Origin of the sequence: Bradyrhizobium sp. AZCC 2289 (assembly GCF_036924615.1) — a bacterium.
GTDB lineage: Bacteria > Pseudomonadota > Alphaproteobacteria > Rhizobiales > Xanthobacteraceae > Bradyrhizobium.
Genome location: NZ_JAZHRY010000001.1, coordinates 472,222 through 487,636, shown reverse-complemented (window position 1 = coordinate 487,636; position 15,415 = coordinate 472,222). Strand labels below are relative to the sequence as shown.

Below are 15,415 nucleotides of genomic sequence, written 5' to 3'. Positions count from 1 at the left end.
TGCAATCCCGAGACCGTTTGGCCGGGCCTTCTCATGGTATCACCGGCGGATGATATTCGAGCGTGTATGCCAGCGCCCACAACAGGAACAGCACGACCGGCAGATGCACCAGCAATTGCAGGAAAGTGAAGCCCACGACGTCGCGAGCGCGCAAGCCCAAGACGCCGAGCAGCGGCAGCATCCAGAACGGATTGATGAGATTGGGCAACGCTTCCGCGGCGTTGTACACCTGCACAGCCCAGCCGAGATGCACTTTGAGATCGTTGGCCGCCTGCATCACGTAGGGCGCTTCGAGCAACCACTTTCCGCCACCTGAAGGGATGAAGAAACCCAGGATTGCCGAATAGATCCCGATCACCAGCGGAAAGAGATGCTGGGTCGACATGCTACGAAGGCATGGGTGATCTGATCGGAAACAGTCACCCCTGCGCTGTTTTTCGCTTGGGTCAGGATAGCGGCGATCGCGCCATAGAATGGGAACTGGATCAGCACGCCGGAGGTCGCCGGTACCGCCTTGACTACCGCCGTCAGAAATCGCTTCGGCCGCCAATGCAGTAGCAGCCCGACCATGATGAACATGAAATTGTAGGTATTGAGGTTGGAAATCGCGATCATCCAATCTTGGCGGGAAAATTCGTTGACCACCCAACCAATCGCGAGCAGTGCGAGCAGGACGGTAAGAATGGGGGAATGCTCGAGCCATTCCCCTGGTTGCTTGGGCGGCGTCGCTTTGATCGAGTCTTCGTGTGAGGCTTCGATCCCCATGGCTTCAGCGGTTACGGCGTTGTTGGGTCCCGGGGCCGACCAGACCGCGATGATGACCGAAACCACAAGAAGCACCACCGTAATCACGACCGATTGCCACAGAAAGATCGTCTCGGAGAATGGAATGACGCGGGTGATGGGTAACAGGCTCTTGGGCAGGCTCGCAGCATTTGCTTGTAGCTGCGCTGCTGACGAAGACAGCCCCATTGCCCAAGTCGCACCAAGCCCCAAGTATGCCGCCGCCGCTGCGGCCCGGTAATCCATCCGCAATTCGCGGCGCGCCGCAAGCGCAAGCACCAACAGTCCGCCAAGGATCAGGCTGAGACCCCAGTTGAGCAAGGAGGCTATTATGCTGACAGCGGCGACGAGCCCCACTGCGCCAGTGCCGGTTTTGGGCAAATCAGCGAGCCAGCCGATGAGCCGCTGCGCTGGCGCGGAAGTGGCGACGACATACCCGCCTATGGCCACGAAGGCCATCTGCAGTGAAGGTGATCAAGCTCCAAAAGCCATTGCCAAATGCCACACTGACAGCAACTGGCGAAGCCCCGTTGATCAGTGCCGCAATCGCGACCACCACTACGGCGATGGCGACGAAAATAAAGGCATCGGGAAACCGACGCTCCGCCCACGCCGTGAAGCCGATTGCGGTCCGGACCAGTACACCTTCTTGCTGTGTTGGGCCGCCGGAAGACGCTGCTGTACTTGTCGTTGTCATCGTCAATCCTCCCAAGGTTTCTAATCAAAACGATGCGGCCCTCGACCCTTCCGTGCGGCGGGACGCCTTGCCGTCATAGCCGCATTTCCGGAACTTGATTTGCTACCACCAGTTTCGCCTCGGTCCCGGCGATCACCCGCCGACGGTCATGCCGGGCCCTCGTTCCAAAAAGGTACGACGCCGTCCGGGAATGCGCCGGACAGACGCCCGCCGACATCGGTCAGCAACGGATGCTTCATGCCCTGTTCGCGAATCGGTCACACGCCGATCAATCCATTTCCGGGTAACCGTCGACGATTGCGTCGCTGCTCATTATTTCCCTCTGCGAGAACTGGCTGCATACGGAAGCCTTGCGTATTTCCGGCCGATGCGTTGATTTAAAGTGTAGAAATCTTCAAAGCCAGCGTGCGAGGAGGGCGTTCTACCTTTGCACCTTGCTATCCAAGGACGCGACGGAGTGACGCCATGGACGACGTGGCATTCATCGTGCAAGTGCCGGCACCAATGACCGCTATGAGAGGCAACACGGAAAACATATGCTCGTACTGAGTTCTTCTCAGATTGCCCCATTTGAGACGTCGCTTCGTGGCGGAATACATTTCGCTATTTCGCCCTTCGAACTACCGACAGAAGAAATTATACAGTGACAGTGCCTCTTGTTGCAGGCGCTCGGCGACAGTGCCTCATTGACGGCCGATCGCCGAGCGTCGAAATCCCAGGCGCCGCCAACCAGGTGGACCGCCCGCAGGCGGCGCGTCAGAAATCCGAAGCCGCTACGGAAGCTCGGACATGAGCTTGGTCCATTCGGGCTCGGTCCAAGCTCGGGAGGTGCGGGTGCGCACGTTTCCCAGCGAACCGGTTGCAAGCGCGAATTTGGTGACATGGTCCCCGAGAGGTGCTTCGGCGATGACAAGGAGATCATGCTCGCCAGAGGTGAGATAAATTTCCTTGATCTCGACCCCGACTTTCTTGGCGAGTTCTCTCGCCGCTTGACTGCGCTTGGGAGCGTCCCTGACCGCGCGAATTCCCTGGTCGGTCCAGTTGATCGTCAATATGAATGTCGGCATGTCTTCCTCCATAGGTTACACAAGCCCATTGCTTGCCGCTCGCGCGGTAGGCCAACCTGCTCTATGTTGAAGTTGCGAGAGCGCCACAAAGGTAGGCGCTGCGTTCAGACTGCGAGCCTGCCGACGGCCTGATCGCTGCCCATTCCAGCAAGCGGCGACGTCGGCTCGTCCCGTCTTAAAGGGCAGCTCATCACACATTACGCGATGTCACGCGCCTGAGAAAGGGGCTCCCGCGTTCCTATCCCGAGTGGACATCACGGAAAGCGGCGAGGTTCTAAATCTAAGTGAACTCGTGCGCGAGCCTTTGCCGCCGGCATAGACTGGCTTGAGATCTGCACCGCGAACAGATAGCGGATGTTTCGTAAGAAGAAGGTCTCGTGACATGGCGCTCACGCGAGCTACGACTATGACCGGATGGTGGTTCGGAAGTGGCATGCGCGATCAGCTCCCCTGCCATGGACGACCTGGATGGATCGACTGGAAGGCATCCATCACCACATTGCCGGTGCGTACCTTTTGCGGTATAAGAGAGGTCTTGGAGTGGGGACAACCGCCGTCTGTCGAACGGTGAGCAAGTCACTCGCCTCGTCGGAAACTCAATCCGGCTAGCAAGTGAAGTCGAATCGGGCGATGCTCTTGGTTGATGAGAGATGTTTGCAGGCTGATTTGCTTGGTGCTGATCGGATTGTTCCGGTCGCGAGCGTCGCTGCAAGCAGAGATCTTGACGCTTCGTCATCAACTCAACTTGCTGCGACGTAAATCGCCGCAGCGACTAACCTTCCCAGCATCGACCGTCTGGTATTTGCCGGGTTGTATCGGCTGGCACCTGGCGTGCTGGACGCTTTGAAGATCGTCAGGCCGGAGACCGTGATCCGCTGGCGTCGTGCTGGCTTCCGAGCGTATTGGCGCTGGAAATCAAAACCGCGCAGTGGCCGTCCGCTGGAAATCCGTCAGCTCATTCGCGAGATCAGTCTCGCCAACCCATTGTGGGGCGCACCACGGATTCATGGCGAGCTTCTCAAGCTCGGCATCGATGTCGGACAAACCACCGTTGCAAAGTATATGGCGAGGGGAAGGCGACCGCCGTCCCAAGGGTGGAAGACATTCCTTCATAATCACGCCGACGGCATCGCGTCGATGGACCTATTCGTGGTTCCGACAATCTCATTCCGACTGCTCTACGGGCTGCTGCTACTGCATCACGATCGCCGCCAAATCCTGTGGCTGGGAGTGACTGCGCATCCAACGGCTGAATGGATTTCGCACCAACTCACCGAGGCCTATGGTTGGAAAGTAGCGCCGCGATACATCATTCGTGACCGCGACGCCGTCTACGGTGACGTCTTCATCCGCCGCCTTCGGGCGATGAGCATTCGGGATCGGCCAACCGCGCCGCGATCGCCGTGGCAGAACGGATATTGTGAAGGGGCGATCGGTTCGATCCGGCGGGAATGTCGTGACCACGTTGTCGTGTTCGGCGAGCGGCATCGCCGCCATCTGCTGCGATCTTACGCGACCTACTATAACGAGGCTCGCACGCACCTTTCGGTCAACAAGGACGCGCCGTCGCCGCGAACAGTACATGCCGTTGGTCGCATTTTGCCTACGCCATTTCTCGGCGGACTCCATCATCTGTATGTACGTGTTTGAATCCCGACAGGCACAGTGAGCAGGTGGCGGCCAATGTCGATACCGGGGCCACCCTTGTCACCAAGGCCACTTGAGCTCCGTCCGTTCGCAAGAACTCCTCAAACCGAAAGTCGAGTGACCGGGCGGGCGTACGGCTCAATTGGACGACGCGCCCTAGCTAGGACTGATCGGGCCAGCGATGCCGTCAGATGATCGAACCGGTGTCCGGCACGCACTGCCTTCACCGTCATATAACGGCGGTTGTCGGCATTGATAGGCACCTCGAGCGGCATGCTTAGCCCGATTGTTGGAGCAGCACGGTCCGCGTGCTGTTCAGCATCCGGTGCATGCGTGCAACGATGCCGTAATCGCGCTCATCGTCATTGAAGCCGAGTGTGGTGTTAGCGTCGAAGGTATCGAGGTCCTCGTCCTGCAACTGATATGTCCGCATCTTGTTGGCGAGACCAAGCCCGCGGCCTTCCCGAGTCAGATAGAGAATGAAGCCGACGCCGAGGTCTTCGAGCAGCGCCAGAGCGAGCCGAAGCTGTTCCCCGCGGTCGCAGCGCCGTGAACCTAACAGTCGCCAGTCAGGCAGGCGGAATGCAGCCGCACGGGAACGGCATTGGTGTTCTCAGGCGTCTCGACGATGATGGCGACCGGGCGTTATCCCTCGATGAATGTGCGGTATGAACCAGCCGAGCGGGTATTGCACAATGAGAAGGGCCACAATCATCCAGTGAAATACTTTCGCAGTGGTTCCATAATGGGCTGTTTGGCCATGGCATGCCTAAATTCGTCTACTTGGCCTGGGATTTGACTCGGCCGAACCTCGAACGCAATCTTCCAACGGTCGCAACTCGCTGATTTGATGGATTTGTTCCTCGGTGTGAGCGATCTTCATCCATGCTTTAGCCATGGCCATTAACGCGTGGCGATATTCTGGCACAATTGTATTTTGTAAAAGTGCATTGCATTCGTCAACGCGACGCTTGCATTCTGCGACGGTGCCGTCCGGCGTGGACGAAGTTGTCATAAAAGCCTCCCTTGTCAGCTTATATTATTGACAATTCCGCAGCGTTTGCTGCCATTGCGATACTAAACATAGTCGCCACAGGTACAATTTCCCCGATTGTATTTCTACTTCCTGCTCCGGAGGGAGCGAAAGAGTTTCGACGCGCGCTGGTGATGCATAAGCGCGCTCCCTCTCGTCGAGGGATTCGAGTTCAGATGACAATATTCCCGGGTACGTGAATTTATTTTCTTTAACCGCGACCGTCGCCAATAAAGCGCTGTGTGTACCGGAGACTCCATCCGGGTTCATGGATAGAATCGGCAAAGTTAGCGCGATGACTGCACTGATCTGTTTTCGGAGCTGAGCGGCAGGCTTGCGATCAAGGAATGGGTCGCATTCACGCCGTTCGGCTGAACTGGCTTACCGGTCCCGTCGCGGCTGATCCGAACATCCGGTTCCAATGCTCCAGAGGCCGTCCGATGATTCCAGGTGGCTCGGGAATATAAGTACCCGAATGTGAGTCTTCCCAGTAGGTGATCCGCACCTTCCGCATCGGGTCGGTCGAGAAAAATGATTACACCCAAACCGATGCGTCTGGAGAAGCGATCTCCGAGATCTCTACATCTTTCCTATGAAATCGGACGCGCTCCGCTCTCAAATCTATACGGCCCAAATGGGGATGTAACGTTAACCGCTCGTTTGCGCCCGCATGAAATGCACGGATATGGAAGAAGAAAGAACAGTACAATGTCTGCCTTTGTCGAAATATCTGACGAACTGATCGGCGCCGTTGAGATGTCGAAAAGTGATGACAGGGACGTCGCAGTACATGCCCTCGGCATCGTGCGCAACGGCGTGATCACTGGCGAAGGTCCCACAACGAGGGGCCGCATTCATTGTTTCCGTGCGCTCGATGCTCGAGACGCCGCCTGGTGCGCGCGTACCCTGACCGCGACGGCTGTGGCCGATGAGCCCGTGAGCCGTGCCGAAGCCGAAGCGCTGTTCGAGATCAATGCCGCCGCCACGGAGCGCAGTGACAATGGACAGTTCGACGATCTGTTCGCCAAGGCCATCGTGCATCACGCGGCCTCTGCGTCGGGCTTGCCGGTGCCGTCGCGCACCATTGCGCTTTCGCCCGACACCGCCATTGAAAGCTGGGCGCCGACCCGTGCCGTTGGCCTCGATATCGAAGTGCTGGAATGGATCGTCGGCCAGATTCGCGGCAAGCTCCGCCGCAATCCCACCGTGACGAAGCTGGTCGTAGCCATTATCGGCGCGGCCACACTGCCGCTGGCGCAGCTTCCGAACTGGTTCGACATGGGCATGTAACAGCTGTACATGCGCCGGGCAAAATTGTCTTTGCAACCCTGTTGCAACTCATTTGTAATTTGGAGCACTTAACTCGGAAACTGTCCGGCTTGTGTGCCTCCCAGTTACTTGCGCATCATCGGACCCCAAACGGGGCCCCACCTGAGGGCAGTCGTGAGCCGCACCGACGGCACTGCGGAGCGGCGAAATCGCACCCCTGGGCACTATGGACAGAGGTCCCCCGTCGCGCTCGGGAACGCATGTGCCGCGCTGACAGAAATCCCGGAGTCATCCGGGGCGTGGGTAGCGGGTCGATGAGCGAACAGAATCGTAAGCCCATTCAGTGTGGCCCGTGAATAGACTCACGCGCCGTCCGGTCTACTGTCCAGGAACGAAAGGGAGAGTTTGCATGGAGATCGGCATCAATAAGAAAGAGCACAAGCACAAAGGTCAGCTGGGTGGCAGGGCCGACAACTCAGGTAATTTGAAGCGGATCAACTTGGCGCTCCAAGGTGGGGGGTCTCACGGCGCTTTCGCTTGGGGAGTGCTAGATCGTCTCCTCGAGGACGATTGTATCGACTTCGATGGTATCAGCGCCACGAGTGTCGGCGCGGTGAACGCCACCGTGCTGGCCTACGGGCTGGCAGTCGGCGGTCGCGCGCGCGCCCGGCATGCGCTGGCGGACATTTGGCGCCGCGTTGCCAATCTTGCTTTGCTCAGCCCTCTACAGTCAACCCCGTTAGACCGGTCGACGGGCAACCAATCGCTCGAAACATCGCCGGCCGTCGTCCTCTTCGATATCATGACTCGGTTGTTTTCGCCCTACCAGCTCAACCCCTTCAACATCCATCCTCTGCGTTCGATCCTTTGCGATACGGTGGACTTTGAAGCGATACGCAGCGCGCACTGTCCGATCAAGCTTTTCCTCTCAGCAACTAACGTGCGAACTGGAAAGATCCGCGTTTTCGAGAACGACGAGATCGGACCTGATGCTGTTCTGGCCTCGGCTTGCCTACCGTTTTTGTTCCAGGCGATCGAAATCGACGGTGAGCACTATTGGGATGGTGGGTATATGGGCAACCCTGCAATCTTCCCACTCATCTATAACTGTGACAGCCGAGACGTGGTGATCGTCCATATAAATCCGATCGAGCGACCAGATGTGCCCAAAACTCCAAGTGAGATCCTGAATCGCATCAACGAGATCAGTTTCAACTCATCGCTCATGCGCGAGATGCGTTCGGTCTGTTTTGTGACCAAGCTGATCGAGGAGCAGAAGATTCTGGACAAGACCATAAAGCGCATGCTGATTCACAGCATCGAGGCAGACGATGTGATGCAAGCGATGAGCGTGGGGAGTAAGTTGAACGCCGACTGGGACCTGGTCAACAAGCTTATGAAAGTCGGCCGTGAGCGGGCAGGTGCTTGGATTGCTGGTAACTTCGATCGGTTGGGTAAGCAGTCGACAACCGACATCCATGAGAAATATCTATGAGCGACCTTGTTGTGCGGACATCTTCGAAGACGTAGTCCGTTGAGGTGAGTTTCCCCCCAATGTAATGAGGACGGACTTCGCGCGGCCGAGTTGCAGCATCATCACCGCACGCGAACGGTCCGCCGCGCTTGATGAAATCCTGATCGCAGAACCGTGATCCTGCATTCCAAAACAACCTGCGAGCTCGAGAATATCTGGCCTAGAAGTTGAGTCTTACTATCAGAGAACCCGCGCACATGGTGTGTTTCACATTAGGAGACGCCACATGAAATTCGTTTTGGTGAAAGGCAGAACACCTCGCACGCAATCGTTCTGTGCGCTGTGCTGTGAGTCAATTGGGGAGAGCTACCTACGAGATGTCGCGACGCAGCTCGCCTACTGCAGCCACGAGTGCTACGTCCATCACTGCAAAGGTCCCGTCCCTGCACTCCAATATCATGCGATGGCATCATGATAACCCGCGAGGCTTCAAAATATCTCCCGCAAATGGGTCTCAGCCCCAAGCGAGGCTGCAGCGACGGAACTGCGAATCAACGGGCTGTCCCTTACTGCGTTTCCGCGTGGGACTACTTTCGAAAGCTCAACGGTTGAATCCCTTCGACAACATGGAGAACCATGATGAAGGAGTTCACACTCTTAGGTGCAGCTGCAATGCTGTCTATATCGCTTGGAGCCTCGGTAATGGCACATCAAGTGATCTCGGAACCGGGATACTGTGCGTAGTTGTATCCCAACGCGAATTGTCAGAATGAGGGACCAAACAATCCATATACGGGCGACTATCAGCACAGAACTTTGCAGAGCAATGCATATGCTTCGAACGGCGTCTGCGCGCAGGGCGCTACATTCTACCGGGGCCGTGATGACCGCAAGTATACATTCAACTAACAGATTTGAATTGCCAGCCCAAAAAATCCGAGAGTATTGCGGTGGAGCGGTTCCTGCGGGTTGCTGCGAGTGATAAATTGCAACGAGCCGATGGTCGCCAACCCAGAATCCGGCAATCGTAAACAGCAGCACGCACGGCAGCCTTGCTCGATAGAGTTTTTGCGCAAAACAGTCGCGATCGCAAACGAACAGTTTGCAGGGACGGCCGGTGTTCCGATTCCGAAAGCGCAGACCATTTCTTGGAATGATTTAGTCCCGAGAATGCCTGCGGCGAATTTACTAGGCGACGATGGCGAGTCTCGGTGAGGACAACATCCTAGCATTTGCAACAAGGCGGACAACCATGGGCTCGGCGCGTCCGCGGATCGAGAGTTCTTGCTCCGGCAACAAGTTGATCGGTAGACCCGCTGTCTTATAAACCTCCTCTGACAGAATGACCTCGCATTCGAGGCCCTTCGTCATGTCCTGCAGACGCGCAGCCACGTTGACGGCGTCTCCAAGTGCGGTGAACACCTGGTGATCGCGATAACCGATGTCGCCGATGATCACTTCGCCGCCATGGATGCCGATCCCGAAACGGATCGGCTTGAGCAAGTCATGGCTTAGAAATTGATTTAACTCATCGATATTCGTAGCAATCAGCGCTGCTGCCTGAAGGGCCTGCCGGCAGGCGGTTTGCGGGTTGGTGTTGAGCCCGAATAGGGCCAATTCCGCATCCCCGACAAATTGGTTCGGTTGACCGCCGCATTCGATCACCGCCTGGGAGACTGCGCTTAGGAACCGGTTGACAATGAATACGGTATCGAACGGCAATCGCTGCTCCGCAAGTGTGGTTGATCCGCGCATGTCCACGAACATACTGACAAGATAACGTTCCTGACCAATGCGGACAGAACCTGCTTTCCGGAGAGAAGCCGTTGTGACATCGGGCCTAAAAATCTGGAAGAAAGACAGATCAGTGTTCGGACGCAATTGGCAGGCGAGGCGAATTGCCGGATCGCCACCGGCGCCCACACGGTCGAGCACGAAGGCTTCTCGCCTTGACGGCGCCGGCAGCGAACTGCAATCGCCTATCACACGAATTCGACAGGTAGAGCACCGAGCGCGACCGCCACAAACACTGGCGTGCGGCACGTTATTGCGCAGGCTGGCTTCGAGCACGCTCAGGCCTTTCGGCACACGAACCGTCCTGCCGTTGCCGTACGACAGACTGATCATGCCACCGCGCCGCTCATTCAACGTGCGCACGCCACGTGCGATCAAAACAAATCCGATCAGGCCGATATATCCAATCAGAAAATATTCGATGATGCTGTCGATGATGTCCTGCTCCGCAGCGGTCCCGACTTGACGTCGGGAGAGATTGTCCGCCTTCCATTGCGGAGTGCCGCTGTCATGCACGACCCTTCGTCCGCCTTGATAGAGGCCGAGCATGGCAAGCGTCGGAATGAGTACCGCTGCGGCCAGCAGAAACGGCGCCGCCGTTTTGAAGAACGCCTTCATGCGGAGCCAGAAATACAATCCAATGCAGCCGTGAACCCGAGATACGATCAGAACAATGAACATCAGCCACATCTTGTATGGCCATATAATCCAGTACGAGTAAAACACCTGCGGGTAGAGTTTTTGATGTTGAAACAGTACGTCGTCAATCCGCACACCGGCAAGGTGGGTGATGATGAGGGCAGGGATACTTAAACCTAGTACAAGTTGTATCGGCTCGATCGCTTTCCAGCGAAATTGACGGCGCTGGTAAAGCGCCCAGATCCCGAGGCCGGCATGGGCAGATGCCGCGGCATAGAACACCATCGCGATCGGCAAACTTTTCCAGAAGGCGGTGTGATATCTGACACCCGTGGCAAGGGCATCCAGCGAAATATTGCCGAGCGCATGGTTGATGAAATGGCTTAGCAAGTAGGCGAACAGAACCAGCCCACAAGCCAGACGGATCTGCCGGACGCCGACGCTGCGGATATATTTGTCAAACGACGCGCGATTGAGGTCAGTCATGTGCATAATCGGCGGAAAACGGAGGATGCCAATCATCATCAATCAGGAGACCGGACCAGCAATCGTTTTATTCCTGCAAACGCGGCTTGGTCCGGAGAAGCTGTTCGATGCGATGCGGGCGGCCGGATTGCGGATCAAGCTCGAGCCGGACCCGCTGCAGCTGTGACTTGTCCGCCACGCAACGAAGAATTGCGTTTGTGCTGATCTATCTTGCGAAATCGAGCAACTCTGAAGTTGGTGGCCTTCGTCCGAATCCAGCTTTGATCGTGTTTCACGTCTTGATCAAAAGCCAATTCGGTCCCCGGAAGTAGGCAAACCGCCACGTTCGGTTCCCCTTGCGCCGCAAAGCCGCGGGTCCCTCCTGAAAATGACGTTGGAATAAGCATCTCGCCAACCTTTGCGGGACGAGACGAGACAGCGTGGAGACTATAGTCACACATCAGATTTGCTCCTCTTTCGAGATAGCGCACCCGCACCCGCGGCGGTGCTGCGGGCGCTGAAGGCCGGCGCGTGATTGGCCCGTCTGGCGCGGTGCGCGTGATGGTTGCGACGCGACCGGTCGACTTCCGCAAGGGGGCCGAGGGTCTGTCGGTGCTGGTCCGCGAAATCATGGCGGCCGATCCGTTCTCGGGCACGATTTACGTGTTCCGTGCAAAACGCGCGGACCGTCTTCGAATATTCCGAGCAGAACCGGCACGAAGCGCTTGAGCAACTCGGGCAATGGATCCGGCAGGGTCGACTTCGCATCATCCAGGAGCACAGGCACGGCTTCGATCAGCTGCGCCAGGCGTTCATCGATCTGCTGGCGGGCCGGAGCTCCGGCAGCCAGGTCGTTTGGATCGACGGCCTGAATTGATGCACGGCAAGCGCGCGGGAGTTTCGATGTCTACAATTCGCCTTCTATCGGCCTAACCGATGAGTTCTATCGATATATGCCGGCTGGCAACCTTTATGCAATCGTACCATCTACATCGTACCATCTACACGGTGTTCTTTGGCGCGGCCCGAAGGCAGCCAGTCTCGCTTCGTCATGCAGGACTACGATCGGTGGGCAAATCGCCCTCAGCCACCTTCTTAAGCCGGCAAAAGGAAACGCCATGAACCCGACCACGACCCCGGAAGAGGCGGCAGATCGCCTCGCCATCAGAGAACTGATCGACGCCTATGCCCATTACGCCGATCGGCGCGACGCAAACGGACAGATGGCTCTCTTCACTGAGGACACGGCCTTTCACGTTTTCATGGACAGTCGCTCGTCCGAGCCGACCTATCTCCTCCACGGCCGCAGCGCGCTTGCTCCTGTATTCGCTGATTTGAACCAATATCAGGCGACGACGCACTTTAACGGCCAGAGCACCATCCGGCTCGATAGTGATAGAGCGACCGGTGAAAGTTACTGCATTGCTCATCACGTGACCTTGGACGGCGACAAGCGCACGCTGATGATAGCGTCGATCCGTTACCTGGATAAGTTCGTGAAGCAGGACGGCGCTTGGCTCTTCGCCGAGCGCAGGCTCATGGTCGACTGGACTGAAACGCGCAGCTCGGCTCCCTAGGAAAGACGGCACCAATGAAAAATCGGCAAGTATGGTTGTGTTCACGCCCCAACGGAATTCCACAGGCGACGGACTTTGCGCTTCGCGAGGCGGAGGTGCCGAGGATTTCGGACGGCGAGTTCCTTGTTCGCAACATCTTCCTATCGGCAGATCCGGCAATGCGCGGATGGATTGCCGATAAGAGCACCTATTGGCCGAGGATAGAAGTTGGCGACACCATGCGCGCGTTCTCGGTCGGAGAGGTAATTGAATCGCGAAACCTTGATTATGCAGTTGGCGACAAGGTCATGGGCATATTCGGCTGGCAGGACTATGCCGCAGTCAAACCGCAGCAGGTCATGCGGAAGGTCCTTGAAGATGACCTTCCCCTTTCGCTCTCGTTGGGCGTGCTTGGACTGAACGGTTTGACGGCATATTTTGGTCTCCTGGACGTCTGCCGACCGAAGGCAGGAGACACTGTCGTGGTCTCGACGGCCGCCGGCGGGGTTGGCTCCGCGGTGGGGCAGATTGCGAAGATCAAGGGTTGTCATGCGATCGGGTTCGCCGGAGGGCAGGAGAAGGTGCGACAGTGCGTTGAAGAATTCGGCTATGATTCTGCCGTCGACTACAAGTCGACTGCGGATCTGGAAAAGGCGCTCGTCCGCCTTTGCCCCAATGGGGTGGACGCATTTTTCGATAATACGTCCGGCCCTATTCACGATGCCGTTCTTCGGCAGATCAATGTGGGAGCGCGGATTGCTATCTGCGGGACCGCCTCATATGCGAGCTGGGATCCCTGGAACGAGGGACCGCGGCCGGAGCGGCATCTCCTCGTAAAGCGCGCAATCATGCAGGGCTTCCTCACCACCGACTTTGCTCCACGGTATGAAGAGGCCGTTGCGGCGCTCGCCGGTTGGGTTCGCGAGGGAAAGCTCAAGTATCGTGAGGACATGCAAGAAGGTATCGAGGCCGCTCCCGCATCGATTGCGATGCTCTACGCCGGGGAGAACCACGGGAAGTTGGTCATCAAATTGTAGCGGCTCCAACGCTGATCGATCGGTTGCGACCCGGCCGTACATCCTCAGGCGGATGATGCACCGCGCATGCGCTTCCGAGGCAGGCTTTCAGGCGCGTGAGCCTCGCTTGGTTTTACCTTTGCGGATTTCTCAGCCGGCTCGCGCCCGGACGATACAGCGTCGAGCATGATTTTTGCGGTCATTTGCAAGTGCTCGTTCATCAGCGCGACCGCGCGTTCGCCGTCTCGCGACAAAGCGGCATCCGCAATTTCGCGATGTTCCTTGTCAAGGTCCCTGTCCACTTTCGACAACGGGCCGGAAAACCAGCGATAGCGTTCGGAGTGATTGAAAAGGATCGTTCGCAAATGAAGGAGCCAGGGACTGCCGCATCCCGCGGCGAGGACTTCATGAAAAATCTCGTGAGCCTTCGCATATTCGTCGCTGTAGCGTCGCGTAGCCTTGTCTGCCCACACCGGCGTGTGTGTCAGGCGATGCAGGGCGGCGACGACTTGGGATTGCCACTCGACTCCACCTTTCTCGATCGCGCCTCGAAGGCACAGTGATTCAATGCTGCATCGGACGTCGGTGAGATCGCGAAGGGCATCGATGGACAATGGCGCCACACGGAAACCTCGCTGAGGTTCGCTGACGACAAACCCCTCCGATGCGAGGCGCGAGAGGGCCTCGCGCACGGCGCTCGATCCGACCGCAAAACGACGGCACAGGTCGTCGATCTTCAGCTTCTCTCCGGGCGCGAAGTGGCACGCGAGCAGCTGGGACCGAAGCTCCGCATAGGCTCCGTGGGTCAGACTTGTCGGCGATTCCATGGTCCTCATAGCCATAACAGACGGGGTGACTGGCGTCAGCCATAATATGCACACTTCAAAAATAATGCACGATCTATTGTAATATGCATTTTATTGCGATATAGGGATAGGACACATCGAGGAAAACGCCCATGCGCTTCATCGCTTATGAGAGAAACGGAACACGTGGCCTCGCGGTGGCCGATCAAGCCGGTCGACATTGGGGGCTTGATGACGGCGCGACGCATGGCCGGCTTGAAAGCGCGCTTGCCGGTGGAAAGGACGGGCTGAAGGATCTCGCGGCAGCTCTTCTCAAAGGGGAGCCGATCGATCCGGAAGCGGTGACGTTCCTTCCCCCGCTGTCCTCACCCGGCAAGATCATCTGTGTGGGATTGAACTACGCGGACCACACGGCCGAAAGCAGCATCCAGCAGCCTGACTACCCCACGCTTTTTGGCCGGTTCTCGTCGAGCCTCGTCGGGCACGGTGCGCCGATCGTGCGACCGAATGTCTCGGAAGCGCTCGACTACGAAGGGGAGCTTGTCGCAGTCATCGGGCGCGGCGGCCGCCATATCCCCCAGTCCACGGCTCTGAACCATGTCGCCGGATATTCGATTTTCAATGATGGTACGGTCCGGGACTATCAGTTCCGTACGCCGCAATGGACCATGGGCAAGAATTTCGACGGCACCGGAGCGTTCGGGCCGGCATTTGTAACTGCCGACGAACTTCCGTCCGGCGCCAGCGGCCTGAAACTCGAGACGAGATTGAACGGAACGGTGATGCAGAAGGCGTCAACCTCCGACCTCATCTTCGATGTCGCAACGTTGGTCGCTCTGATCAGCGTGGGCATCACGTTGTTCCCGGGAGACATTATCGTGACCGGCACGCCGTCCGGCGTCGGCGCTGCACGCAAGCCGCCTCTCTACATGAAGCCCGGCGACGTGTGTGAGATCCAGATCGAAGGATTGGGTGTTCTTCGCAATCCGATTGCGCAGGAGGGCGAAGATGCAGTCCGTGCGGCGGCCTGAACCCCCGTCGACGTCGTTACCCGTAGGCTCGGGCGGATATCGTGCCGGCTGTCCAGGAGAACGAAATCATGGCCGAAGTCACATCGGCGAGCGATTTCGCGCAATGCTTGGTTTTCAAGGAGCCGAGCAGGCCAGGTT

General features: G+C 57.6%; 13 protein-coding genes and 3 pseudogenes. 9 read left to right on the top strand and 7 right to left on the bottom strand.

Annotated features, from left to right (window positions below; all coding sequences use genetic code 11):
- Positions 1-31 precede the first annotated feature (31 nt).
- Positions 32-1,480 (bottom strand): annotated as a pseudogene (locus V1289_RS02565) (short-chain fatty acid transporter).
- Between the two features lie 773 nt (positions 1,481-2,253).
- The gene (locus V1289_RS02560) at positions 2,254-2,547 is read right to left on the bottom strand and encodes a GYD domain-containing protein (RefSeq protein WP_168213098.1); all 294 of its coding nucleotides are present in this window, start codon (positions 2,545-2,547) and stop codon (positions 2,254-2,256) included.
- A gap of 831 nt (positions 2,548-3,378) precedes the next feature.
- Here V1289_RS02560 and V1289_RS02555 point away from each other — a divergent pair.
- Positions 3,379-4,197: an integrase core domain-containing protein gene (locus V1289_RS02555; protein WP_334395494.1), complete on the top strand. Its 819-nt coding sequence runs from the start codon at positions 3,379-3,381 to the stop codon at positions 4,195-4,197.
- A 274-nt stretch (positions 4,198-4,471) separates the two neighbouring features.
- Here V1289_RS02555 and V1289_RS49475 read toward each other — a convergent pair whose 3' ends face one another.
- Together V1289_RS49475 and V1289_RS02540 are read right to left on the bottom strand one after the other, a co-directional pair.
- Complete coding sequence (locus tag V1289_RS49475; protein ID WP_442896162.1) at positions 4,472-4,702, bottom strand: hypothetical protein; 231 nt, start codon at positions 4,700-4,702, stop codon at positions 4,472-4,474.
- A gap of 261 nt (positions 4,703-4,963) precedes the next feature.
- Entirely contained in the window at positions 4,964-5,209 is a 246-nt protein-coding gene (locus tag V1289_RS02540; protein WP_334395492.1) for a hypothetical protein, read from the bottom strand.
- A gap of 774 nt (positions 5,210-5,983) precedes the next feature.
- Between V1289_RS02540 and V1289_RS02535 the strand changes: the two genes are divergently transcribed.
- Both V1289_RS02535 and V1289_RS02530 read left to right on the top strand, forming a co-directional pair.
- The gene (locus V1289_RS02535; RefSeq protein WP_334407235.1) at positions 5,984-6,517 is read left to right on the top strand and encodes a hypothetical protein; all 534 of its coding nucleotides are present in this window, start codon (positions 5,984-5,986) and stop codon (positions 6,515-6,517) included.
- A 388-nt stretch (positions 6,518-6,905) separates the two neighbouring features.
- Positions 6,906-7,991: a patatin-like phospholipase family protein gene (locus tag V1289_RS02530; protein ID WP_334395491.1), complete on the top strand. Its 1,086-nt coding sequence runs from the start codon at positions 6,906-6,908 to the stop codon at positions 7,989-7,991.
- Between the two features lie 1,167 nt (positions 7,992-9,158).
- Here V1289_RS02530 and V1289_RS02525 read toward each other — a convergent pair.
- Positions 9,159-10,889, bottom strand: coding sequence for an adenylate/guanylate cyclase domain-containing protein (locus tag V1289_RS02525; RefSeq protein WP_334395490.1), 1,731 nt, complete (start codon positions 10,887-10,889; stop codon positions 9,159-9,161).
- Positions 10,890-10,914: 25 nt separating this feature from the next.
- On the opposite strand from V1289_RS02525, the gene V1289_RS02520 reads away from it, so the two are divergent.
- Complete coding sequence (locus V1289_RS02520) at positions 10,915-11,055, top strand: hypothetical protein (RefSeq protein WP_334395489.1); 141 nt, start codon at positions 10,915-10,917, stop codon at positions 11,053-11,055.
- A gap of 31 nt (positions 11,056-11,086) precedes the next feature.
- Here V1289_RS02520 and V1289_RS02515 read toward each other — a convergent pair.
- Positions 11,087-11,329 (bottom strand): annotated as a pseudogene (locus V1289_RS02515) (hypothetical protein); the annotation flags it as partial.
- A 70-nt stretch (positions 11,330-11,399) separates the two neighbouring features.
- Between V1289_RS02515 and tnpB the strand changes: the two are divergent.
- From tnpB to V1289_RS02495, 4 genes and pseudogenes are all read left to right on the top strand, one after another.
- Positions 11,400-11,564, top strand: a pseudogene (tnpB, locus tag V1289_RS02510) (IS66 family insertion sequence element accessory protein TnpB); the annotation flags it as partial.
- A complete protein-coding gene (locus tag V1289_RS02505) occupies positions 11,539-11,745 on the top strand; it encodes a zinc-binding dehydrogenase (RefSeq protein ID WP_334395488.1) in 207 nt (68 codons plus the stop codon). The pseudogene tnpB and the gene V1289_RS02505, both read left to right, overlap by 26 nt.
- A 241-nt stretch (positions 11,746-11,986) precedes the next feature.
- Positions 11,987-12,445: a nuclear transport factor 2 family protein gene (locus V1289_RS02500; RefSeq protein WP_334395487.1), complete on the top strand. Its 459-nt coding sequence runs from the start codon at positions 11,987-11,989 to the stop codon at positions 12,443-12,445.
- Positions 12,446-12,459: 14 nt separating this feature from the next.
- Positions 12,460-13,461 (top strand): NADP-dependent oxidoreductase, encoded by a 1,002-nt coding sequence (locus V1289_RS02495; RefSeq protein WP_334395486.1) that lies wholly within the window; start codon positions 12,460-12,462, stop codon positions 13,459-13,461.
- 44 nt (positions 13,462-13,505) lie between these two features.
- Here V1289_RS02495 and V1289_RS02490 read toward each other — a convergent pair whose 3' ends face one another.
- The gene (locus V1289_RS02490; protein WP_334395485.1) at positions 13,506-14,267 is read right to left on the bottom strand and encodes a GntR family transcriptional regulator; all 762 of its coding nucleotides are present in this window, start codon (positions 14,265-14,267) and stop codon (positions 13,506-13,508) included.
- Between the two features lie 131 nt (positions 14,268-14,398).
- Between V1289_RS02490 and V1289_RS02485 the strand changes: the two genes are divergently transcribed.
- A complete protein-coding gene (locus V1289_RS02485) occupies positions 14,399-15,277 on the top strand; it encodes a fumarylacetoacetate hydrolase family protein (protein WP_334395484.1) in 879 nt (292 codons plus the stop codon).
- Positions 15,278-15,415: the final 138 nt, after the last annotated feature.

Bases quoted from the DNA above. Each gene is read 5' to 3' on its own strand.
- V1289_RS02500 (WP_334395487.1), top strand. From the start codon at position 11,987: ATGAACCCGACCACGACCCCGGAAGAGGCGGCAGATCGCCTCGCCATC.
- V1289_RS02530 (WP_334395491.1), top strand. From the start codon at position 6,906: ATGGAGATCGGCATCAATAAGAAAGAGCACAAGCACAAAGGTCAGCTG.
- V1289_RS02560 (WP_168213098.1), bottom strand. From the start codon at position 2,547: ATGCCGACATTCATATTGACGATCAACTGGACCGACCAGGGAATTCGC.
- V1289_RS02520 (WP_334395489.1), top strand. From the start codon at position 10,915: ATGCCAATCATCATCAATCAGGAGACCGGACCAGCAATCGTTTTATTC.
- V1289_RS02535 (WP_334407235.1), top strand. From the start codon at position 5,984: ATGTCGAAAAGTGATGACAGGGACGTCGCAGTACATGCCCTCGGCATC.
- V1289_RS02485 (WP_334395484.1), top strand. From the start codon at position 14,399: ATGCGCTTCATCGCTTATGAGAGAAACGGAACACGTGGCCTCGCGGTG.
- V1289_RS02540 (WP_334395492.1), bottom strand. From the start codon at position 5,209: ATGACAACTTCGTCCACGCCGGACGGCACCGTCGCAGAATGCAAGCGT.
- V1289_RS02490 (WP_334395485.1), bottom strand. From the start codon at position 14,267: ATGGAATCGCCGACAAGTCTGACCCACGGAGCCTATGCGGAGCTTCGG.
- V1289_RS02525 (WP_334395490.1), bottom strand. From the start codon at position 10,889: ATGACTGACCTCAATCGCGCGTCGTTTGACAAATATATCCGCAGCGTC.
- V1289_RS02495 (WP_334395486.1), top strand. From the start codon at position 12,460: ATGAAAAATCGGCAAGTATGGTTGTGTTCACGCCCCAACGGAATTCCA.